Origin of the sequence: Agrobacterium sp. lyk4-40-TYG-31, assembly GCF_030209855.1 — a bacterium.
Taxonomy (GTDB): domain Bacteria; phylum Pseudomonadota; class Alphaproteobacteria; order Rhizobiales; family Rhizobiaceae; genus Agrobacterium; species Agrobacterium vaccinii.
In genome coordinates this window covers 242,972-263,910 of sequence record NZ_JARVRE010000009.1, presented here as the reverse complement: position 1 = coordinate 263,910, position 20,939 = coordinate 242,972, and the positions used below count along the sequence as shown (strand labels likewise).

The window sequence follows — 20,939 nt, the reverse complement described above, 5'->3', positions numbered from 1 at the left end:
TCACGCAAGGGACGGGATGTATGCTTCGTCGCCGGATCGAATAGCGACTTGGCCGATGCTGTCGCATCCATAGCCCAAACAGACCTAAAGGAAAATGCCGTGAAACGCCTTCTCTTCGTAACGCTTCAAGCGCTGGTACTTCTGGTCGTTCCGGTTGCGGCATTGGCGCAGCAGGAACTCGTCAGCGATCCCGAAATTTACGAGAAAGACCATTTTCGCCAGGAATGCAAAGTGGCGGAATTCGGCGAGGGTTTCGTGACCCGGCTTGACATCAACAATGACGGTCTGGTGGATGCCGTGACCAACCGCGGCGAACTGACCTGCGATGGTGAAAAAGCGCGCGCCTGCAACGACGATGGCTGCCCCTATAATTTCTACGTGCAGGTCAAGGAAGGCGGTTATCTGATGATCGCCACCGCCACCATCTATAGCTATGATTTCGTCCAGCGTTTCGGCAACATGGTCTTCGTGCTTAAAATGCATCCGCGATATTGCGAGCGGACGGACAGCGAGCCTTGCGAAATGACGGTGCGCGTTCGCGGCACGAACTTCGTCACCATATCCCGCAAATAGGCGGCGCCTATTTATCGTGTGGTTTTGATCGCAACGCCTTGATTGTATCGGCGTCGCAGCGAAGGCGGCATGAACAGGCTGGCAAGTGCGACCACAAAGACCAGCAGGCTGACGCAGGCCAGCGCAATCGTGGCATAGGTGGTCGCAAGAACAGCGCCGCAGACCGCGCCTGCAACCATGCCGATCCAGGGCACCATCTGGATCGTCCAGTCTAGTTTGCGTTCGCCCAGAATGAACCGTCCGATGCCGCGTCCGAAACGGGAGAGCGCACCTGTGACATAGGTCAGGCCAATGGGCAGGCCTTCGATATGTTCGACGGCGGCGTTGATCATGCCCATGGCAAACACGACCAGATAGAACTGGGTCAGCTTCATATCCTGCGTTTGCAGAAGAGCGGCGGCGGCGAGCAACAGGCCGACGCAGCACAGAACCGTAAACACACGTCTTTGCGACTTGTAGGCGACCACGATGCCGCCCGCATTGCCAGCGACGAAGGTGACAATGGCCAGCAGCAAAATGCTGGCATGCGCGTAGTCTCCAGCCTGAAGCGACAATGCCGCGCGGGTGGTGTTGCCCGTCATGAACGACACGAAATCCCCAGACATCGTTAGGCCGATCGCATCCGTCATTCCGGCGATGAAGGAAAGGGCAGCCACCAGCGCGATGCCGGTTGCCGTGCGCCTTGCGCGGATGATCTGTCGCCGTCTCTGTCTGGTCATGGAAATCTCGCGATCCGCGGTCCGGTATGGTTCAGAAAGGGTAGGCTCACAAGATTTCAACCTCGTTAAACGGAGTGTCGGCCAAGCCATATGGCTATGCGACAGCCGGGATGATATCAGGCATTGCAAATGCAACGGGATGATTGGGCCTATGGCTGAAACCCCTCGGGTTCAGGAAAAATCGCTACATGACCGCATCATCGGTGATGTCGAGGGCCGAATTCTATCTGGCGAATGGGCGCCCGGTCATCGTATCCCGTTTGAGCATGAGTTGACGCAGGACTATGCCTGTTCGCGCATGACGGTGAACAAGGCATTGGGCGAGCTTGTGAAAAAAGGGCTGATCGAGCGCCGTCGCCGATCAGGTAGCTTCGTCACCCAGCCGCACGCGCAATCCGCAGTTCTGGAAATTCACGATATCCAGCGCGAGGTACAGGCGCTTGGTCTCGTCTACGCCTATCGGCTGGATAATCGGGAGCTGAGAAAATCGACTGCGGCGGATCGAAAGGCATTGGAGGTCAAGGCAGGGGCCCCGGTATTGGCTTTGGCGTGTCGTCATTTTACCGGCGAAGTGCCCTTTTGCCTTGAGGAACGCGTCATCAATGTTGCATCCGTGCCGGAAGCACGCAATGCGGACTTCTCCACCATCGGGCCGGGCTCATGGTTGTTGAAAATGGTGCCTTGGAGTGCTGCGGAACACCGCATTCGTGCTGTTTCCGCCGACCGCAGGGTGGCCGAAGCCCTGGCAATACCCACGGGAACCGCCTGTCTGGTCATCGAGCGACGGACATGGAATGGCCAGACCTACATCACCCATGTCACCGTAACATACCCCGGCGACCGCCACGAATTGGTCGCGCAATTCATGCCATCACAACAAATGTGAACGCCTCAGTGAGGCTCTTTTCGTAAAAGAAGAGTTTACACCGCAGGTTTTAGCAATGTATTAGTTGCCAATCGCACTCCACTTTGTTAGCGGCTTTCGGAGAAGGCCACTTTGCCAAGGTTTGGGTTGCAGGCTCTGGCCAAAGAAGATCGGCGCATTGTTACGGACATCCGGGAATATCATGATGGCATCTGAAAAATTGACCCTTTCGTCAAACCTAACGGCTGCGCCGAGCAGACGGCGCGCATCTGCTGCCCTCGTGCTGTCTGTCGTCGCCTGCCTCTATGCCGGATCAACGGTAGCGCAGACCACGGCACCCGCCCCAGCCAGTGAGCCAGCGCCCGCAGGTCAGACGGCAACGCCGCCTGCCCCATCACAGGCTCAAGAGCCCGCCGCCTCCGCGCCTGCGACGGAAAATTCGGCGCCGCAGACCCCCGCAGCACCGGCACAACCATCTCAGCCAGCGGCACCTTCAGCGCCCACGGCACAGCAGCCAGCCTCTGGTACGGTAGATCAGCCACTTGTTCAGCCCACCATTGCGGACCAGGCCCCACAGACGCCTGCCACGCCTGAGCAGCGCACCGACATCCCGCATAACCTGTCCCCCTGGGGCATGTTCATGGCCGCCGACTGGGTGGTGAAAAGTGTCATGATCGGGCTGGCGATTGCCTCGTTGATCACCTGGACGGTCTGGGTTGCGAAAACCATCGAACTGGCGGGCGCGCGCATTCGCGCCAAGTCCACGCTCAAAATCGTTCACAAGGCCAAGACCTTGTCGGAAGCCACTGATGCCGTGGAAAAGAAGGGTGGCCCGAGCGCGCTCATGTTGCGCATGGCGACCCACGAAATGCAGCTGTCGGACGCCGTGGTGGAGCACACGGACGGCGGCGGCATCAAGGAGCGTGTGTCCTCCGTTCTCGGTCGTATCGAGACCCATGCGGGCCGCCGCATGTCGCGCGGCACCGGAATTCTGGCGACCATCGGTTCCGTATCGCCTTTCGTCGGCCTCTTCGGCACGGTCTGGGGCATCATGAACTCGTTCATCAGCATCTCGGAATCGCAGACGACCAATCTTGCCGTCGTCGCACCTGGCATTGCCGAAGCACTGCTGGCAACCGCCATCGGTCTTGTTGCCGCCATTCCAGCGGTGGTGATCTACAACGTGTTTGCGCGCTCGATAACCGGTTATCGCCATCTGCTGGCCGATGTCGCCGCTGGTGTCGAACGCCTCGTCAGCCGCGACCTCGACTTCCGCCGCATTCCGCCCGGCAATGCCGCCAAGCCTGCCGTTTCGCTCGTGGGACGCTGATCATGGCTGGCGGCATTCGTGAAAGCGGTGGAGACGACCTCTCCGAAAACCATGAGATCAACGTGACGCCTTTCATCGACGTGATGCTGGTGTTGCTGATCATCTTCATGGTCGCGGCCCCGCTGGCGACGGTGGATGTGAATGTCGATCTGCCCGCCTCTTCGGCCAAGCCTGCGGAGCGCCCGGACGAGCCGCTGTATCTGACGGTCAAGGACGACCTGTCGCTCAATCTTGGCAACGACGCCGTGGCGCGCGAGGCGCTGACCGCAAGCCTTGATGCGCGAACCGGCGGCAACAAGGATACCCGTATTTTCCTGCGGGCCGACAAGGCTGTCGATTACGGGCATTTCATGGAAATCATGAACATGTTGCGCGATAGCGGTTATCTGAAGATCGCGCTTGTAGGCCTTGAGAATGCTGCGGCTGCAACGCAGCCTGCACCGCCTGCTCCCGGCACTCCTACACCCGCCGGAGCCACGCCATGAGTGCCACGTCTTTTCCCCGTTCCGGACGCTCCCGGCTGGGAGAAGTGGCACTTTGGACAGCGGCTGGTCTGCTGACATTGTCCGTGCATGCGGGCGCTGCCTATTATCTTCTACAGGAGCAACCTGAGCCCGATGCCGATGGTGGACCGCCAGCGGCGATCATGATCGAGCTTGCGGCTCTTCCAGAAGCTGTCGAAACCGAGGAGACGGTGGAGGCAAACGATATGGAAGACGCGCAGGAGGTGCAAAGCGAGGTTCCTGAAAAGGTGGAAGACGTTCCGCCAGAGGAGGTACCCCAGCCTCAGCCGCAGCCCGAACCCGTTGTCGAGGAAACGCCGCCTGAACCGGAACCGATGCCCGAACCACCACAGGAAGTGACGGAGCCTCTGCCGCAAGAGGTGCCCGAACCTGTGGAAGAAATCGACCCCATTCAGCAAGAGCAGATGGCCGCCCTCGAAAATGTCGAGGTGCCGTTGCCTGTCATGCGTCCACCACCGGCTCCGGTCGAGAAAAAGGTGGAAAAGAAGAAAGAACCTGAGAAGAAGAAGGTGGAGCGAAAGCAGACAGCCGCGCCGCCACCATCCGCTGCGAAGGAAACCGCCAAGGTCGAAACGACGCAGTCGAACCGCACGGCGGCCTCACGGACAAGTTCCGGTTTGTTTTCGTCTTCCATGACGCCTGCGAAATGGCAGTCAAGAGTCGTTGCCCAGATCAGACGCAAGAAACCTCGGGAACTCCCTGCTTCGGGCGTGAGGGTTTCCGTTTCTTTCAAGGTGAGCGAATCCGGGACTTTGAGCGGGGTCAGGCTGCTTGGTTCGACGGGGGATGCGTCACTCGATCAGCAGATCGTAGCCTGGGTCGAGCGCGCTTCGCCGGTCGCCGAGCCACCGCCGGATGTGAACCGAAATGTGACGCTTCCCATCACAATCAAATAGAACGTGTCGCGGTCGTCTAAAAAAGATTTCGCTTCGCCGCTGCTCGCGCTATGGCTGGATTTTACCCACCGCAGGTCGAGCCAGTCATGAAATTCAGCATTGCGCAGGCGGAAGAATTCGTTTCTTCCATTTTTGAAAAGAACGGCGTTTTGCCGGAGAATGCGCGCTCCGTTGCGCGTGCGCTCATTGCGGCAGAAGCCGCAGGGCAGGGCGGCCATGGCATTCGCCGATTGTCCGCATATATCAGCCAGTTGCGCATCGGCAAGATCGACGGTCAGGCGAAGCCCGCCGCATCACAGCCGCGTCCTGCGGTTCTCAGCGTCGATGCCGGTCATGGCTACGCTTATCCGGCTATCGATATGGTTGTTGAGCGGCTGCCAGCCATTGCCCGCAGTCAAGGTATTGCGCTGGGGGTCATCGGCAGATCGCATCATGCGGGCGTGATGGCGTTGACGGTCGAGCGTTTTGCAGACCAGGGTCTTGTCGCCTTCATGGTTGCGAATGCACCGGCATCCATGGCGCCGTGGGGCGGAATAAAGCCGCTCTATGGTACCAATCCCATCGCGTTTGCAGCGCCTGTTGAGGGCGCCGATCCGCTCGTCATCGATCTGGCACTTTCCAAGGTCGCACGGGGACGAATCATGGCGGCGCGGCAGAAGGGTGAGACGATACCCGATGATTGGGCGCTTGATTCCAGCGGGCGCCCGACGACCGACCCCGATGAAGCGATTAAGGGCACGATGTCGCCTGCGGGCGATGCCAAGGGTGCCGCCCTTGCCTTGATGGTGGAGGTCATGGCCGCAGGGCTGACCGGTGGCAATTTCGGTTTTCAAGCATCATCGCTGCTAGATGATACCGGGACTGCGCCATCGCTTGGACATACCATCATCGCCATCGACCCGACGATTGCGGGTGATCATATCTTTGCCAAGCGACTTGCCTTGATGGCCGCCGAGATCGAGGGACAGGAAAATGCGCGTTTGCCGGGACGAAGAAGCCAGGGCATTCGAAAGCAGTCACTGGAAAATGGCATCGTCATCGACGACGATATCATGGCCGAGATACGAACCCTGTGATCACCGCCGGGCACTGATGTGCTGCCGAAGCAACTCGACGAAGGCAGTGCCCGCTGTCTCCAGCGCGCCGCTGTTGTCGATCGTGACGACATCGAAATCACCACGGACATCGAGTGAACTGCGTTGCAGCCTGCGAAGAATGTCGTCACGGCTTTCTCTACCGCGACCCTCAAGCCGCGCGGCCAAAACATCAGGGGTGGCGACGATATTGACGACTGTCAAACTGGGAAAAACGGCCTTGAAATGTCCCAGCGCAGAGCGTGAACCGTTGGCTATAACGATGTTACCTGCGGCGAGCTTGTTCTGCACCGATGCTGGAATACCGTAACTGAGACCATGAGCCTGCCACGACACGCAGAGTTCGCCCTCCGCGAGACGACGCGCAAACGTCTCGTCACTGACGGCGTCATGGTTTTCCCCTCCCGCATCGCTGTTTCGGGTTATGACGCGGCGGACGAAATGGACGTCGTCACGATCGCGAAACCGGCTTGCGGCGAAGTCCATGATCGTATCTTTCCCCGCGCCGCTCGGTCCCACGACCACGATCATCACGCCGGAGCGCGGAGAAAGACGAGTGGAAGTCGGAGCAGGATCGCTCATGCCACGCGCCTGCCCTGTCGCCACACGGAACGAACCACGGGCACGCCATCATCACGTTGGACGCGCACGAGATCGGCTCGCAGACCGGACGCGATGCGACCGCGATCGGCAAGCCCCACCGTACGGGCCGGTGTCGCTGTCACCATGGAAAGCGCCCTTGGAAGAGTCATGCCTTCAACCTGATCCGCCAGAAGGAAGGGCGCATGAAGGAGACTGAACGGGACATAATCGGACGACAACACGTCGAGAACGCCGATCTCCGCGAGATCTCGCGCGGCGATGTTGCCAGAATGGGATTTGCCCCGGACGATATTCGGCGCACCCATCAAAACACTCATGCCTGCATCGTGTGATGCCTTGGCGGCTTCGACGCTGGTGGGAAACTCGGCCAGCTTCACACCGTGACCGATGGCCTCATCGACATGCGCCAGCGTAGCATCGTCGTGACTGGCAATGGTTATGCCGCGTGCCAGGCACTGCGCGGAGAGGTAATCGCGATGCTTGGTGGAGTATTTTGTCGACGCCGCAACGCGGCGATCTACGAAAGCCTTGAAGACCTCGTCGCTAAGGCCACGTTTCTTTTGATAGAAAACGACATACTGATCCATGGTCTGGAACTGCCGTTGGCCCGGTGAATGGTCCATCAGCGAAATCAGCTTGACTTGCGGATCGCTCTCGAAGTCTTCGAAATGATCCAGCACATCGGCAGACGCGACTTCGCAGCGAAGATGCAGAAGATGATCGGCCCGCAGACGATTTTCGCTCTGGGCCTGTTCGATCGCATCCGCCATGTCGCGCATTTCGCCACGGGCAAAGCCGCCATCCTCATCCGAGCCGAGCCTTAGGCAATCGAAGACTGTGGTGATGCCTGACGATGCCACCTGCGCATCATGCGCCTGAATGGCGGCAATCTTGTTCCACGTCACGCCGGGACGGGGAGAATAGTGCTGCTCGAGGTGGTCGGTATGGAGTTCCACCAGTCCGGCGATGAGGTAATCGCCTTCGAAGTCCTCGCCCGTAGGGGATGCGCCTTCGCTGATATCGGCAATCACGCCATCGCGGATCAAAACCGAGCCTTCGATGATCTCGTCTTCTAGGACGATGCGGGCGTTGGAGAATACCTGTTCGGTCATGCTATCGCTTCTTTCGTATCATCTGCGTTCGGCGCTGCGAGTGGCAACCACGTGTGAGCGATGAAGGGCTCGCCACGCGCTTTTTCAATGAACAGGCCAAGCCCGGAAATGGTGAGTGGACGATCCGTAAAGTCGGTAAACTCCGCCCTTAGAACCGTCGACATATCGTCCCGATCGGCAGCATCCACCGGCCCGGTCAGCGTCATATGAAAACGAAAATCATCCATGACATGCGGATAGCCCCACAGGGAAAGGTTCTGCCGCTGGCTTTCCGTGAGGTTTTGCGGCCTGCGACGGGCGATGTCGCTGTCGGACAATGGCGCACGGAAAGGATCGAAGTAATCCACGACGTCAGCTGCAAAATCCTGAAGCGGCTGGTAGGGCGCTTGCGGCACCAGCGCGAAGAACGGCCCCAGAGAACCGACCACCAGTTTGGGAATGTCGAAGGCATGCCGTGTCGCGGCAAAAGCGTGAAGGGCGGCCAGAAGATCGGCTTCGCGGCGCTTTTCGGAAAGCTCGAAGGGTGCTTTCAGCGTGGCGTGGAAACCGTACCGACGTGGCTCGGCGGTGATATCCGCATAGGCCTCGTGTTCATTATGGGTCGCACCGGAAAACGCGTTGCGCCCCAGCCATCGCGATGCCTTTTCGGTAAGGGCATCATGTTCGGCGGGTGTAAAATAGATGGCGTAGCGCACGTTGGTCGCACTTTCGGTATCAAGGATCAGGATAGCATCTGGAATGACTCGCCCTGGCGAAGCAAGGCCGCAGGAGCGAATTAGAGCCTCTACGTGACGGAATGATGATAGAGCCGAAAAACTCCGCATGGCGGATGCGTTTTAGGCTGAGGTGGCCAGCTTGCTGGATGGTCTCCGAAATCGAGATGAAACTTCTTCAAACATTGTGCGTTAGTCTTGCAAGTATTCACGGATGCAAGGAGCAAAAGCTCATGGAAATCGGAATTCTCGTCGCACTGTTTTTTACAGTATTTGCCGCATCCAGCGTAGGTTGCGCCTATTGGTTCGGCGAACATCGCAATTTCTGAATTCAATCACGGCACAGTAATTTCACTGCGCCGAAGCGTTTGAATGTATTGCAGATAAAATAATAAAAGCGCCGCAAGTTTTACACTGCGGCGCTTTTTGATTAAGCGCAATATCAATGCGCGGCGGACATATCGCCCAGCACTTCCTTGGAAGCGACAGTAGAATCCGCATTCAGCTTGTAGACCATGGGAACACCGGTCGCGAGGTTGAGCTTGAGGATTTCTTCTTTGCTCAACTTATCCAGGACCATAACCAGCGAGCGAAGGGAATTGCCGTGGGCGGCAACCAGAACCTTTTCGCCACGAAGCACGCGCGGCAGGATTTCCGTCAGGTAATAGGGCCAGACGCGGGCACCGGTGTCGCGCAGGCTTTCGCCACCCGGAGGTGGAATGTCGTAGGAACGGCGCCAGATATGGACCTGGTCTTCGCCCCATTTTTCACGCGCATCATCCTTGTTCAGACCGGACAGATCGCCGTAGTCGCGTTCGTTCAGCGCTTCATCCCGAATGGTCTGGAGGTCAGGCTGGCCGACATTGTCGAGCACCATCTGGCAGGTTCTCTGGGCGCGAATGAGCGACGAGGTGTAGGCGATATCGAATTTGATGCCGTAATCGGCGAGCGCCTTGCCGCCAGCATTGGCTTCCTGAACGCCAAGCTCCGTCAGATCAGGGTCGCGCCAGCCGGTGAAGAGGTTCTTGAGGTTCCAGTCACTTTGGCCGTGACGAACGAGGACGAGGGTTCCGCTCATATCAATTGCTCTCCGAGTTGATTATTGGTCTTTCGCCAGGCCGAGAACGTCCAGCATGGAATAAAGGCCGGGCTTCTGCCCATGGGCCCAGATGGCAGCAGCGATGGCGCCGCGCCCGAAAATCGTACGATCTGCCGCATGGTGGGTAAGCGTGACCTGCTCTCCCTCTGCGGCAAAAATAACCGAGTGGTCGCCGACGACCGAACCGCCGCGCAATGTCGCAAAGCCGATCGTCCCGCTTTCACGAGGGCCGGTATGGCCATCACGCACGCGTACGGACTTGGATGCGAGATCGATATCCCTGCCTTTCGCAGCCGCCTGGCCCAGAAGCAGGGCTGTACCGGAGGGGGCATCGACCTTGTGCTTGTGGTGCATTTCGAGAATTTCGATATCCCAGCCATTGGCGTCCAGCGCTTTTGCCGCCTGCTGCGTGAGAACGCTGAGCAGGTTGACGCCGAGGCTCATATTGCCGGATTTGACGACGCGGGCGTGGCGGGCCGCTGCTTCGAACTTCTCCTCATCCGCGACCGAGCATCCCGTGGTGCCGATGACATGGACAATGCGGGCCTGCGCGGCGAGACCCGCGAAGGCAACGCTGCCACCGGGCGAGGTGAAGTCGATGACACCTTCGGCGTGAACGAAAGCCTCGAGCGCATCGCTTGTTACTGCAACGTCGATAGGACCAAGACCGGAAATCTCACCGGCATCACGACCGATAAAGGGTGAGCCTTCGCGCTCGACGGCGGCATGAAGCTGGACACCCGGCGTTTCGTGGATCAGACGGATCAGGGTTTGACCCATCCGTCCAGCCGCGCCGACCACCACCAGTTTCATGCCATTGCCGCTCATGCTACCCTACCTGTACATTTTGTTCAAAGACCACGAACGCCCGTCGCCTGAAGATTATTGAGGCGAGCGTAAAGACCATCTTCCTGACGCGCAAGCGTCTCGTGAACGCCTTCTTCCACCACCAGTCCTTCGTTCATCACCACGATCTTGTCGGCCTTGACCACGGTCGACAGACGGTGCGCAATCACAATGACCGTGCGACCCGTCATGGCGGTATCGAGTGCTTTTTGCACGACGGCTTCCGATTCCGTGTCGAGCGCGGATGTCGCTTCATCCAGCAACAGGATCGGCGCATTGCGGACCAAAGCGCGGGCGATGGACAGACGCTGGCGTTGACCGCCGGAAAGCGTCATGCCGTTTTCGCCGACCGCCGTTTCGTAACCCTGTGGCTGCGAGAGAATGAAATCATGCGCAAAGGCCAGCCGTGCTGCCTCTTCGATCTCCGCATCCGTCGCCTCGGGCCTACCGTAGCGGATGTTGTCGCGGATCGTTCCTTCGAAGAGGTAGGGCTGCTGCGAGACGTAAGCGAGGTTCTGGCGAACGGACATCGTCGTGACATCGGCGATATCTTGGCCATCGATCAGGATCGCACCAGCGTTTGGATCGTAAAAGCGCGGAATGAGGTTGATGATCGTTGATTTTCCGGCACCGGATGGACCCACAAGAGCGGTCGTCTTGCCGCCCTCTGCAATGAAACTCACGCCACGCAGGATTGGGCCGCCGTCCTTGTACGAGAAGACGACGTCACGCAATTCCACCGTCGCATTCGAAATCTTCAACGGTTGCGCATCGGGCTTCTGGCGTTGCACCGGTTCCATATCGAGAATGTCGTAGATCATCTGTGCGTTGACGACAGCGCGTTCCAGCGAAATCTGAACGCGTGCAAGACGGCGTGCCGGATCATAGGCAAGAAGAAGAGCCGTCACGAAGGCAAAGAAAGCGCCCGGAGGGACATTGTCATAGATCGCGCGGTACGCTGCGTAGGCAAGAACACCTGACACCGCAAGACCGGCGAGGGTTTCGGTCAAGGGCGCGCTTTTTTCGGTCAGCCGTGCGATGCGGTTGGCGCGAGATTCGGCGGAATCGATGACGGCGTCAACTCTGGCCTCTAGCTGCTTTTCCATCGTGAAGGCTTTGACGATGGCAATGCCCTGCAGCGTTTCCTGCATGGCACCCAAAACGCGGCTGTTGAGGATAACGGCATCGCGCGTTGCGCTACGAAGTCGCTTGGAGATGTAGCGTAGTCCCAGCACGAGCGGCGGGGCGATGAAGACAATAACGATGGAAAGGATTGGATCTTTTATGATCATCACGCAGACCAACGCGATGAAGGTGAGCAGATCGCGCGCAACCGTCGTCACTGTCAGATTCATGACATCGCGAATGCCGCCGATATTTTGACTGACCTGGGCTGCCAAGTGCGCGGAACGAGACTCGCTCAGATATCCAACCGACAATGTCATCAGGTGGGAATAGAGCCGCTTCTGATAGCGCGCGACAATATTGTTGCCGATCTTTGAGAGGGCTACGGACTGGCCGTAAGTCGCTATTCCGCGGATGAAAAATGCGGCGAAGATGGACGCGCAGATGATCCAGACAAGATCGGCCCGTCGGTTGACGAAGGCCTCATTGATGATGGAATCCATGATCCACGCTGTGAACGCGGTGGTACCAGCGACGGCTAGCAGGCAGAAAATCGCAAAGGCATAGCCGCGCATATGATCACGGGCATTTTCGGCAAAAATGCGTTTCAGGACTGACGTGATGGTATCGGTATCCATAGGATGCCGTTTTTTGGCGGTCTTCAAGCGTTCATCCACCTTGTGCGGTTGCGGCGGACATGCCGCCCATTCAAGCGGCGTCTATATCCACTCGGGCCGGATTTGACCAGTCCTGACTTTACCCTGGGTGCTGCCAGCGCCGTCCATCCAGTGTCAGGCCGAAATCGGATGGCGTGCGGGCATAGGTCGAAAGTCCGGCCAAGGCTGCCTGCGGGTGGGTGACGACATGGGTCGGAATGCTGCGCATGAGGGCCTTGTGCGGTGCCTTGTCTTCGAACGCGGCGCGAAACTCCGGCAGTCGCAAGGCGGGAATGATTTTCTGCGAGATGCCACCGGCCAGATAAACACCGCCACGCGCCATGAAGATCAACGCCATATCGCCCGCGATGCGGCCGAGATAGGTGCTGAACAAAGACAGAGTTTCCTTGGCTTCCCGGTTTTCGGCGCTCAGGCCCTTGGCCGTGACGTCTGCGGGATCGGACAAGACGGGCGTTATGCCGTCGGCCTTACAAATGGCGCGGTAGAGATTGACGAGCCCGCGTCCACACAGGATTTGCTCGCCTGCGATACGCCCTTCGATAGCGTCGAGATGCGGAAACACCTGATAGTCGCGTGCGCTGCGCGGACCGATATCGACATGGCCGCCTTCGCCGGGAACCGGAAACCACATGTTGCGGGCGTAAACCAGCCCTGCGACGCCAAGCCCGGTACCGGGCCCGAGCACGACACGCGACGCCGTCATATCCGGATTGTGAGGGCCAATGGTTTCTCTGTTGTCGCCATCAAGCGACGCAATGGCCAGAGCCTGTGCTTCGAAGTCGTTGATGACGATCACGTCTTTCAGGCCGAGATTGACGAGCATTTCCTTCGGCTTGACGACCCAGTGGCAGTTCGTCAGCGGTATCTCGTCGGTCTCGATCGGACCGGCAACGGCAAGGATCGTGGACACCGGCAGCAAGGCGGTGTGGTTCAAAACCGCATTCTGGATCGCATCATCGATCGATGCGTAATCGGCGGTCTTGACGCTGGTCAGCTGGGTAGGTTCGGCGTTCGCATCCGGCAGAATGCAGAAGCGCGCATTGGTGCCGCCGATATCTCCGATGAGAATCGGAAAGGAAAGTGTGTCGTTCTGCTTGGTCATCGCTGCTCCTGGATGGCCCTGAAATCAATGTGTCGAATGAAAATCGGTCAGCTGTTCGGCCGTGGCGCGGTTCAAGGCCATGGGGATGTCATAGACTGTTGCAAGGCGTGTCAAAGCCTTGACATCGACATCGTGGGGTAGGGAAGACAAGGGATCGATGAAGAAGATCAGCATGTCCACATCGCCCGTTGCGATCATCGCGCCGATCTGCTGATCACCGCCCAGCGGGCCGCTTTTCAGGCGCACGACGCTCAAGCCCGGACAGGCATCCTGCACCCGCCCGCCGGTTGTGCCGGTGGCGACGATCCTGAATTGCGACAGGGCGGCCTGATGCCGACGGGCGAAATCCGCCATGTCGTCTTTCTTCTGGTCATGCGCGATCAATGCGATACAGCGTTGCCCGGTCATATGGTGTCTGCGCCCCAGCCTTGTTCAGATCGCGTCGTGTCTCATCGATTTGAAGCCTTCTACCGCAACTTCGCACCGTTTGGAAAGCCGGGCTACCTTAATTCGACGAAGGGCGGGACGATGGGCGCGGTACATCCGCAGGCGGCATGGGCACGCCCGATCTGGACGATTGCGGCGCGGTGTCCTGTGCCTGAGACAGCGGCGCAGACGGCGCGTAGGAGTTTTGAGCCGCGACATTTGCCCTGCCTGCGGAGGGCGCCGCTGCGATCGCCGCACAGGCTTTCGGCAGATCGGACACCATCATCGGCCGCGGCGGCTTTGGTGGCTTGGCATTCGGGTCTTTCTTCGGTGTCGCCCAAGGCTCCTTGGTAAACCACCATGCCAGCGACTTGTCGCAGCCGTCGCCAGCGCCCACAGGGGCTTGTGGCTTGCAGTTGGGAGCGCCGGGCGGGCATTCCAGACGCACATGGAAATGCTCGTCATGGCCATAGATCGGCCTGATCTTGCCCATATAGGTACGGTCGCCGGTCCATGTCTGGCACAGCTTCTGCTTGATGGCCGGATTGACGAAGACGCGCTCCACCTGCGGATAGCTCGCTGCCATCATCACCAGCTTGGCGTTGAGCGGCGACCATTTGCGATCATCCACCGTCAGGAATTTGCTTTTGTCGAGCATGGAGATGAAGGGCGTGCTTTCGCGCTGTTCTGCGCTCATGATGCGGTCCGGCATGGGACGCCACCAGATGTCGGCATCGAGACCGATCTGATGCGAGGCATGGCCCGTCAGCATCGGCCCACCACGCGGCTGCGAGATATCGCCGATCAAAAGCCCAGGCCAGCCGATCTTTTGGGCGTCCTGCGCAAAGCGCTCGATGAAGGAAATCATCTGCGGCTGGCCCCAGCGCCGGTTGCGCGAAAGGCGCATGGCCTGAAACCCTTGGCCTTCTGCGGGAAGCGCCACGGCACCCGACTGGCAACCCTTGGCATAGGAACCGTAAGAAGCGGAGGGACCAGCGGAGGGAAGGGCGATATTGCCGAAAACCTGTTTTGCCGGACCATCCTGCGCAAAGGCTGAAACGCTATCCATGGCCAGTATGGACATCATCGAAAGTGCCAGGAATGATGCCTTGCCCACGCCTCTTGCCATTTTTTCCATATCGTCCGCCGCCTGCGATGCTTGAAATGATTCTGTTGGAAACATTACGCTGGAACGCGAATTTGGTGAAAGCATGTTTGGCCGATTTTCACGGCGTAAACGGCTTGTGACCCAAATCCCCTATATTTTGCCAATGTTTGTCTTATGGTGCACAGCAATGAAACGAAAAGGACTGTCGCTTTATGGCATTGGCAAAGTTGAAATCCGGTGTGTTCGCTCTGGCTGCTCTATCATGCGTGATGACGCCGATAGCGGCACGGGCTCAAGACAGCGAAAACTGGCGCAGCGGGATTTCGACAATTGGCGAACTGAAGCACCCGAACGGATTTGATCGCTTCGATTATGTGAACCCGAATGCGCCCAAGGGCGGGACGCTACGGCTATCGACCGCAGGTACCTTCGATACGGTCAATCCGCTTCTGGCAAAAGGCGAACTTGCGACGGGGCTCGGCGCTGTTTTCGATACGTTGATGAAATCCTCCGAAGAGGAGCTCTCGGCATCCTACGGGCTCTTGGCCGAGGCAGTCAGCTTTCCGGACGATATATCCAAAGCAACTTTCCGGTTGCGCAAGGAAGCGAAATGGGCGGACGGACAGCCTGTGACGCCGCAAGACGTGGTTTTCAGTTTCGAGAAAGCCAAGGATCTTAGTCCGCAACAGGCGACCTACTACACCCATGTCACAAAGGCTGAAGCGACCGGCGAACGTGAGGTCACCTTCATCTTCGATGAAAAGAACAACAAGGAACTGCCCCAGATCGTCGGTCAGCTTCTGGTCGTGCCAAAGCATTGGTGGGAGGCCAACGGTCCAGACGGCAAGCCACGTGATATTTCCCGTGGCACGCTTGAGCCCGTCATGGGTTCCGGCCCGTATAAGATTGCGTCCATCTCGCCCGGTTCGACCATAACCTATGAACGCCGTGATGATTATTGGGGCAAGGACCTGAACCTCAATGTTGGAATGAACAACTTCAAAACGATCAGCTACACCGTTTTTGCCGATCAGGATGTGGAGTTTGAGGCCTTCAAATCTGGAACCATCGATTACCGTCAGGAACAGTCATCCAGCCGTTGGGTGACGGGTTATGACATTCCCGCCGTGAAAGACGGGACGATCAAGCGAGAGCAGTTGCCAAACGTGTTTCGTTCAGTAGGTGTGATGCAAGCCCTCGTTCCGAATGGACGCCGCGAAAAATTTCAGAACCCGAAACTGCGGCTTGCACTCAATTATGCTTACGATTTCGAAGAGCTGAACAGAACTCTGGCCTACGGGCAACTCAAACGCGTCGATAGTTTTTTTTGGGGAAGCGAACTTGCGTCTTCCGGTCTTCCGCAAGGTAAAGAGCTCGAGATATTGAACGGATTGAAAGATCAGATTCCACCGGACGTGTTTACGACAGAATTTCGAAACCCCGTTGGTGGTGACCCTGCAAAGCTGCGCGATAATCTTCGCAAAGCTGTGGGTCTGATGAAAGAAGCGGGATATGAGCTTCGCGGCAATCGAATGGTGAATGCTAAAACCGGACAGCAGCTTGATATCGAGATACTGAGCGATTCCCCGGGCTTGGAACGAACGATTCTACCCTATATCCAAAATTTGAAGAAGATCGGCATCAACGCAACGATCCGTAGCGTTGATGCATCGCAATATACCAATCGTGTCCGCAGCTTTGATTTCGACATGATCATGAAAGTTTGGGCGACTGCTCCCAACCCAGGCAATGAACAGGCCGACTTCTGGGGATCGGCCGCGGCCGACAGGCAAGGCTCGAATAACGTTGCAGGCATCAAAAATTCCGCAGTCGACGCGCTTATTCGCAAAGTCATTTTCGCGCCGAACCGCGATGAACAGGTTGCGGCAGCGCGCGCGTTGGACCGCGTGCTGTTGGCAAACGCTTATGTCATTCCCCAATTCTATCGCGGTGAAACCTCCATGGCCTATTGGAACACGATTGTTCGTCCGGAAACGCTTCCTGAATACGGGCTTGGTTTCCCCGATGCCTGGTGGTCTGCAAATGCCGGAAAATAACGCAGGCCTTGCTTTATAAGCCAAGCCTTGATTCACATGAGCGATTACGAATCACGACGCCTGCGGTCCTTACCGCAGGCCCGAAAGGAAACGGTTTGACGAAGCCGATGACAACCGAGCCTCTTGCCATGCTGGGACGCGCCTGATGGGAGCCTATATTCTGCGGCGTCTGGCCCTGATGATACCGACCATCATCGGCATCATGGGCATTTCCTTTCTCGTCATTCAGTTTGCACCCGGTGGTCCGGTGGAGCAGGTCGTCGCCCAGCTGTCCGGCTCTGGCGACAGCGCGTCCGACCGTCTGTCGGGTGGCGGTGATCTCATGGGTGGAGGGATGGATGAAAGCGGCTCGAAATATCGCGGCGCGCAGGGGCTGGACCCGGACCTGATCGCCAAGCTGGAAAAGCAGTTCGGTTTCGACAAGCCGCCGCTCACCCGCTTTCTGGAGATGATGTGGAATTACATCCGCTTCGATTTCGGCGACAGCTTCTTCCGCAATTCCTCCGTCATCGATCTCATTATTGATAAGCTGCCGGTCTCTATTTCGCTCGGCTTCTGGATATTGATCATCTCCTACGCCATCTCGATCCCGCTCGGCATCAAGAAGGCTGTCTCGGATGGATCGAAATTCGATGTCTGGACATCCGGCATCGTCATCGTCGGTTATGCGGTGCCGAGCTTCCTGTTCGGCATTCTGCTGATCGTCGTCTTTGCCGGTGGTTCCTTCTTCGACTGGTTCCCTCTGCGCGGGCTGACCTCGGATAACTTTGCCGAACTGACATGGTGGCAGAAGATCATTGACTATTTCTGGCACCTGGCGCTGCCGCTCACCGCGCTCGTTCTCTCGGCCTTTGCCACGACGACGCTGCTGACCAAGAATTCCTTCATCGATGAAATCAAGAAGCAATACGTGGTCACGGCCCGCGCCAAGGGTCTGTCGGAACGCAAGGTGCTCTACGGCCACGTTTTCCGCAACGCCATGCTCATCGTCATTGCCGGTTTTCCGGGCGCCTTCATCTCGGCTTTCTTCACCGGGTCGCTGTTGATCGAAAACATCTTCTCGCTGGATGGTCTCGGGCGGCTGGGTTATCTCTCGGTCGTCAACCGCGATTATCCCATCGTGTTCGGAACGCTGTTCATCTTCTCGTTGATGGGCCTCGTCGTCAGCCTCATCTCCGACATGATCTACACCTGGATCGATCCGCGCATCGACTTCGAGCGGAGGGACGTGTGATGACCGTGACAACACCTCTCGTCACCGATGCACCACCTCAAAAGCGTCCGTTCTTCTCGCCGACAAGCGTGCGGCGCTGGCAGAATTTCAAGGCGAACCGGCGGGGCTACTGGTCCTTCTGGCTGTTCCTTGTGATATTCGGGTTGAGCCTGTTTGCGGAGTTTCTGGCCAATGACAAACCGATCATCGCGTCGTACAAGGGGGAGATTCTGGTGCCTGTCATGGTGGATTACCCTGAAGAGAAATTCGGCGGCTTCCTGGCCCAGACGGATTACAAATCCTCCTTCATTCAGGATGAAATCAACGCCAATGGCTGGATGATCTGGCCGCCGATCCGTTACTCCTATCAGACGGTCAATTCCAACATTCCGCACTCGGCACCCACTGCACCTTTCTGGCTGATGGATGCGCAGGAGCGTTGTTCCGGTTACCCGCAAGGCGCGGCTGATCCCGGCTGCACAATCGGCAATCTCAACTGGCTTGGTACGGACAATCAGGCACGCGACGTCGCGGCCCGTGTCATCTACGGCTTCCGCATTTCCGTTCTGTTCGGTCTTGCGCTCACCATCGCCTCGGCCATCGTCGGTGTCAGCGCCGGTGCGGTGCAGGGCTATTTCGGCGGCTGGACGGACCTTTTGATGCAGCGTTTCATCGAGATTTGGTCGTCCATGCCGGTGCTCTACATCTTGCTCATCATCGCCGCCATTCTGCCGCCCGGCTTCTTCGTGTTGCTCGGCATCATGCTGCTGTTTTCCTGGGTGGGTTTCGTCGGCATCGTGCGTGCCGAGTTTCTGCGCGCCCGCAACTTCGAATATGTAAACGCCGCCCGTGCGCTTGGCGTCGGAAACGGCACCATCATGTTCCGCCACCTGCTGCCCAATGCGATGGTCGCGACGCTGACCTTCCTGCCCTTCATTCTCTCGGGCTCGATCACGACGCTCACCTCGCTCGACTTTCTCGGCTTCGGCATGCCGCCCGGCTCTCCCTCGCTAGGCGAACTGATCGCGCAGGGCAAGAACAACCTTCAGGCCCCCTGGCTGGGGCTGACGGCCTTCTTCACCATGTCGATCATGCTGTCACTGCTGATTTTCGTGGGTGAAGCGGTGCGAGATGCCTTCGATCCGAGAAAGACATTCCGATGAGTGCCGCAAAGGATACGATGACCGCTCCGCTTCTTTCCGTCCGTGACCTTTCCGTTGCCTTTCATCAGGGCGGCAAGGAGAGCATTGCCGTCGATCATGTGTCGTTCGATATCATGCCCGGCGAGATCGTGGCGCTGGTGGGTGAGTCGGGCTCGGGCAAATCGGTGACTGCGAATTCCATTCTGAAGCTTTTGCCATACCCTGCCGCCAGCCATCCTTCCGGGCAGATCCTGTTCGAAGGCAAGGATTTGCTGAATGCTTCGATCCGCGAGCTTCGCGCTGTCCGTGGCAACGATATCACCATGATCTTTCAGGAGCCGATGACCTCGCTCAACCCGCTGCACAGCATCGAGCGGCAGATTGGTGAAATTCTCGAGCTTCATCAGGCCATCACCGGCATCGAGGCGCGAAAGCGGACGCTGGAGCTGCTGTTGCAGGTTGGTATTCGCGAGCCGGAAAAGCGGCTGAAGGCCTATCCGCACGAACTCTCCGGCGGCCAGCGCCAGCGTGTGATGATCGCTATGGCACTCGCCAACCGTCCGAAGCTGCTGATTGCCGACGAACCGACGACGGCGCTTGACGTGACAGTGCAGGCGCAAATCCTGGAACTGCTGGGGAATTTGAAGAAGCAGCACGACATGTCCATGCTGTTCATCACCCATGATCTCGGCATCGTGCGCAAATTTGCCGACCGTGTGTGCGTGATGACAAAGGGCAAGATCGTGGAGACCGGCACGGTCGAGCAGGTCTTCACCCATCCGCAGCATGCCTACACCCGCCATCTTCTGGCTGCCGAGCCCAAGGGCGAACCGCCGCTGTCCGACAGCAGCAAGCCGGTCGTCATGCAGGGCGACGATATCAAGGTCTGGTTCCCAATCAAGGCCGGGCTGATGCGCAAGGTGGTGGATCACGTCAAGGCGGTGGATGGTATCGACATCACCCTGCGCGCCGGTCAGACGGTGGGCGTCGTTGGCGAATCCGGCTCGGGCAAGACGACGCTGGGTCTGGCGCTGTCGCGGCTGATATCCTCCAAGGGCCGCATCAGCTTCATCGGCCAGTCCATCGATAGCTATTCCTATGCGATGATGAAGCCGCTGAGAAACCGGCTTCAGGTGGTGTTTCAGGACCCCTATGGTTCGCTGAGCCCACGCATGTCGGTGGGTGAGATCATCGCCGAAGGTCTGCGGGTACACGAAAAGTCCCTGTCTGCCGATGAGCGCGACCGGCGTGTGGCGCAGGCACTGGATGAGGTGGGCCTTGATACCGCCACCCGCTGGCGCTTCCCGCACGAATTCTCCGGTGGTCAACGGCAGCGCATCGCCATTGCCCGCGCCATGGTGCTGAAACCGCGCTTCGTGATGCTGGATGAGCCCACCTCTGCGCTCGATATGAGTGTGCAGGCGCAGGTGGTTGATCTGTTGCGGGATTTACAGGCGCGGCACGATCTCGCCTATCTCTTCATCAGCCACGACCTCAAGGTCGTCAAAGCGCTCGCCAACGACATGATCGTCATGCGTCACGGCAAGGTGGTGGAAAGTGGCCCGGCAAAGTCGATCTTCGAAGCGCCGAAGGAAGACTATACGCGCGCGCTGATGGCGGCGGCTTTCAACATCGAGGCCGTCAAGACGGCAGCGATCAGCGAATAGCCGTTTTCAAGAACACGCTGGCCTTCTTGGGCCAGCCCACGTACGATG

General features: G+C 58.3%; 20 protein-coding genes. 10 read left to right on the top strand and 10 right to left on the bottom strand.

Translation table 11 applies throughout. The features are described from left to right. Window positions 1–99 precede the first annotated feature (99 nt). On the top strand, window positions 100–573 hold the full coding sequence (locus QRN55_RS18120) for a hypothetical protein (RefSeq protein ID WP_284777764.1): 474 nt from the start codon (window positions 100–102) through the stop codon (window positions 571–573). Between the two features lie 11 nt (window positions 574–584). On the opposite strand, the gene QRN55_RS18115 is transcribed toward QRN55_RS18120, so the two are convergent. After that, window positions 585–1,292, bottom strand: coding sequence for a YoaK family protein (locus tag QRN55_RS18115; protein WP_284777763.1), 708 nt, complete (start codon window positions 1,290–1,292; stop codon window positions 585–587). Window positions 1,293–1,443: 151 nt separating this feature from the next. Between QRN55_RS18115 and hutC the strand changes: the two genes are divergently transcribed. The 5 genes from hutC (at window position 1,444) to QRN55_RS18090 (ending at window position 5,983) form a co-directional block, all read left to right on the top strand. Continuing rightward, window positions 1,444–2,178 (top strand): histidine utilization transcriptional repressor HutC, encoded by a 735-nt coding sequence (gene hutC / locus QRN55_RS18110; protein WP_233122342.1) that lies wholly within the window; start codon window positions 1,444–1,446, stop codon window positions 2,176–2,178. A 184-nt stretch (window positions 2,179–2,362) separates the two neighbouring features. Beyond that, complete coding sequence (gene exbB / locus QRN55_RS18105; protein WP_284777762.1) at window positions 2,363–3,487, top strand: tonB-system energizer ExbB; 1,125 nt, start codon at window positions 2,363–2,365, stop codon at window positions 3,485–3,487. Window positions 3,488–3,489: 2 nt separating this feature from the next. Then, window positions 3,490–3,972 carry a TonB system transport protein ExbD gene (exbD, locus tag QRN55_RS18100; protein ID WP_284777761.1) on the top strand — a complete coding sequence of 161 codons (483 nt, stop codon included), beginning with the start codon at window positions 3,490–3,492 and terminating at the stop codon, window positions 3,970–3,972. Beyond that, complete coding sequence (locus QRN55_RS18095) at window positions 3,969–4,907, top strand: energy transducer TonB family protein (RefSeq protein ID WP_284777759.1); 939 nt, start codon at window positions 3,969–3,971, stop codon at window positions 4,905–4,907. Before exbD ends, QRN55_RS18095 begins: the two co-directional genes overlap by 4 nt. A gap of 86 nt (window positions 4,908–4,993) precedes the next feature. After that, on the top strand, window positions 4,994–5,983 hold the full coding sequence (locus QRN55_RS18090) for an Ldh family oxidoreductase (protein WP_284777757.1): 990 nt from the start codon (window positions 4,994–4,996) through the stop codon (window positions 5,981–5,983). Here QRN55_RS18090 and phnN read toward each other — a convergent pair whose 3' ends face one another. From phnN to mepA, 9 genes are all read right to left on the bottom strand, one after another. Continuing rightward, window positions 5,984–6,583, bottom strand: a complete 600-nt coding sequence (gene phnN, locus QRN55_RS18085; protein WP_284777756.1) for a phosphonate metabolism protein/1,5-bisphosphokinase (PRPP-forming) PhnN — start codon at window positions 6,581–6,583, stop codon at window positions 5,984–5,986. It lies immediately after the preceding gene. After that, the gene (locus QRN55_RS18080) at window positions 6,580–7,716 is read right to left on the bottom strand and encodes an alpha-D-ribose 1-methylphosphonate 5-triphosphate diphosphatase (RefSeq protein WP_284777755.1); all 1,137 of its coding nucleotides are present in this window, start codon (window positions 7,714–7,716) and stop codon (window positions 6,580–6,582) included. Before QRN55_RS18080 ends, phnN begins: the two co-directional genes overlap by 4 nt. Then, complete coding sequence (locus QRN55_RS18075) at window positions 7,713–8,411, bottom strand: DUF1045 domain-containing protein (protein WP_284777857.1); 699 nt, start codon at window positions 8,409–8,411, stop codon at window positions 7,713–7,715. Before QRN55_RS18075 ends, QRN55_RS18080 begins: the two co-directional genes overlap by 4 nt. Before the next feature lie 460 nt (window positions 8,412–8,871). Further along, the gene (locus QRN55_RS18070; protein ID WP_233135707.1) at window positions 8,872–9,507 is read right to left on the bottom strand and encodes a 2,3-bisphosphoglycerate-dependent phosphoglycerate mutase; all 636 of its coding nucleotides are present in this window, start codon (window positions 9,505–9,507) and stop codon (window positions 8,872–8,874) included. Between the two features lie 21 nt (window positions 9,508–9,528). Continuing rightward, the gene (gene dapB / locus QRN55_RS18065) at window positions 9,529–10,356 is read right to left on the bottom strand and encodes a 4-hydroxy-tetrahydrodipicolinate reductase (RefSeq protein WP_284777754.1); all 828 of its coding nucleotides are present in this window, start codon (window positions 10,354–10,356) and stop codon (window positions 9,529–9,531) included. 23 nt (window positions 10,357–10,379) lie between these two features. Then, window positions 10,380–12,137: an ABC transporter ATP-binding protein gene (locus QRN55_RS18060; RefSeq protein WP_502871351.1), complete on the bottom strand. Its 1,758-nt coding sequence runs from the start codon at window positions 12,135–12,137 to the stop codon at window positions 10,380–10,382. 118 nt (window positions 12,138–12,255) lie between these two features. Further along, entirely contained in the window at window positions 12,256–13,278 is a 1,023-nt protein-coding gene (locus QRN55_RS18055; RefSeq protein ID WP_284777752.1) for a glucokinase, read from the bottom strand. Between the two features lie 24 nt (window positions 13,279–13,302). After that, on the bottom strand, window positions 13,303–13,686 hold the full coding sequence (locus QRN55_RS18050; RefSeq protein ID WP_065699984.1) for a methylglyoxal synthase: 384 nt from the start codon (window positions 13,684–13,686) through the stop codon (window positions 13,303–13,305). A 97-nt stretch (window positions 13,687–13,783) separates the two neighbouring features. Next, the gene (gene mepA / locus QRN55_RS18045) at window positions 13,784–14,842 is read right to left on the bottom strand and encodes a penicillin-insensitive murein endopeptidase (RefSeq protein WP_284777751.1); all 1,059 of its coding nucleotides are present in this window, start codon (window positions 14,840–14,842) and stop codon (window positions 13,784–13,786) included. 182 nt (window positions 14,843–15,024) lie between these two features. On the opposite strand from mepA, the gene QRN55_RS18040 reads away from it, so the two are divergent. The 4 genes from QRN55_RS18040 (at window position 15,025) to QRN55_RS18025 (ending at window position 20,891) form a co-directional block, all read left to right on the top strand. Next, complete coding sequence (locus QRN55_RS18040) at window positions 15,025–16,869, top strand: extracellular solute-binding protein (protein ID WP_284777750.1); 1,845 nt, start codon at window positions 15,025–15,027, stop codon at window positions 16,867–16,869. Window positions 16,870–17,014: 145 nt separating this feature from the next. Next, window positions 17,015–18,103: a microcin C ABC transporter permease YejB gene (locus QRN55_RS18035; protein WP_065699982.1), complete on the top strand. Its 1,089-nt coding sequence runs from the start codon at window positions 17,015–17,017 to the stop codon at window positions 18,101–18,103. Then, on the top strand, window positions 18,103–19,245 hold the full coding sequence (locus QRN55_RS18030) for an ABC transporter permease (RefSeq protein WP_284777749.1): 1,143 nt from the start codon (window positions 18,103–18,105) through the stop codon (window positions 19,243–19,245). The genes QRN55_RS18035 and QRN55_RS18030 overlap by 1 nt, the downstream gene beginning before the upstream one ends. Then, window positions 19,242–20,891 carry an ABC transporter ATP-binding protein gene (locus QRN55_RS18025; protein WP_284777748.1) on the top strand — a complete coding sequence of 550 codons (1,650 nt, stop codon included), beginning with the start codon at window positions 19,242–19,244 and terminating at the stop codon, window positions 20,889–20,891. Before QRN55_RS18030 ends, QRN55_RS18025 begins: the two co-directional genes overlap by 4 nt. The last annotated feature ends 48 nt before the right edge of the window (window positions 20,892–20,939 follow it).

Excerpts from the sequence above, each read along its gene's own strand:
- QRN55_RS18115 (WP_284777763.1), bottom strand. The coding sequence starts at position 1,292 with ATGACCAGACAGAGACGGCGACAGATCATCCGCGCAAGGCGCACGGCA.
- hutC (WP_233122342.1), top strand. The coding sequence starts at position 1,444 with ATGGCTGAAACCCCTCGGGTTCAGGAAAAATCGCTACATGACCGCATC.
- exbB (WP_284777762.1), top strand. The coding sequence starts at position 2,363 with ATGGCATCTGAAAAATTGACCCTTTCGTCAAACCTAACGGCTGCGCCG.
- exbD (WP_284777761.1), top strand. The coding sequence starts at position 3,490 with ATGGCTGGCGGCATTCGTGAAAGCGGTGGAGACGACCTCTCCGAAAAC.
- QRN55_RS18095 (WP_284777759.1), top strand. The coding sequence starts at position 3,969 with ATGAGTGCCACGTCTTTTCCCCGTTCCGGACGCTCCCGGCTGGGAGAA.
- QRN55_RS18090 (WP_284777757.1), top strand. The coding sequence starts at position 4,994 with ATGAAATTCAGCATTGCGCAGGCGGAAGAATTCGTTTCTTCCATTTTT.
- phnN (WP_284777756.1), bottom strand. The coding sequence starts at position 6,583 with ATGAGCGATCCTGCTCCGACTTCCACTCGTCTTTCTCCGCGCTCCGGC.
- QRN55_RS18080 (WP_284777755.1), bottom strand. The coding sequence starts at position 7,716 with ATGACCGAACAGGTATTCTCCAACGCCCGCATCGTCCTAGAAGACGAG.
- QRN55_RS18070 (WP_233135707.1), bottom strand. The coding sequence starts at position 9,507 with ATGAGCGGAACCCTCGTCCTCGTTCGTCACGGCCAAAGTGACTGGAAC.
- dapB (WP_284777754.1), bottom strand. The coding sequence starts at position 10,356 with ATGAGCGGCAATGGCATGAAACTGGTGGTGGTCGGCGCGGCTGGACGG.
- QRN55_RS18060 (WP_502871351.1), bottom strand. The coding sequence starts at position 12,137 with ATGGATACCGATACCATCACGTCAGTCCTGAAACGCATTTTTGCCGAA.
- QRN55_RS18055 (WP_284777752.1), bottom strand. The coding sequence starts at position 13,278 with ATGACCAAGCAGAACGACACACTTTCCTTTCCGATTCTCATCGGAGAT.
- QRN55_RS18050 (WP_065699984.1), bottom strand. The coding sequence starts at position 13,686 with ATGACCGGGCAACGCTGTATCGCATTGATCGCGCATGACCAGAAGAAA.
- mepA (WP_284777751.1), bottom strand. The coding sequence starts at position 14,842 with ATGGAAAAAATGGCAAGAGGCGTGGGCAAGGCATCATTCCTGGCACTT.
- QRN55_RS18040 (WP_284777750.1), top strand. The coding sequence starts at position 15,025 with ATGGCATTGGCAAAGTTGAAATCCGGTGTGTTCGCTCTGGCTGCTCTA.
- QRN55_RS18035 (WP_065699982.1), top strand. The coding sequence starts at position 17,015 with ATGGGAGCCTATATTCTGCGGCGTCTGGCCCTGATGATACCGACCATC.
- QRN55_RS18030 (WP_284777749.1), top strand. The coding sequence starts at position 18,103 with ATGACCGTGACAACACCTCTCGTCACCGATGCACCACCTCAAAAGCGT.
- QRN55_RS18025 (WP_284777748.1), top strand. The coding sequence starts at position 19,242 with ATGAGTGCCGCAAAGGATACGATGACCGCTCCGCTTCTTTCCGTCCGT.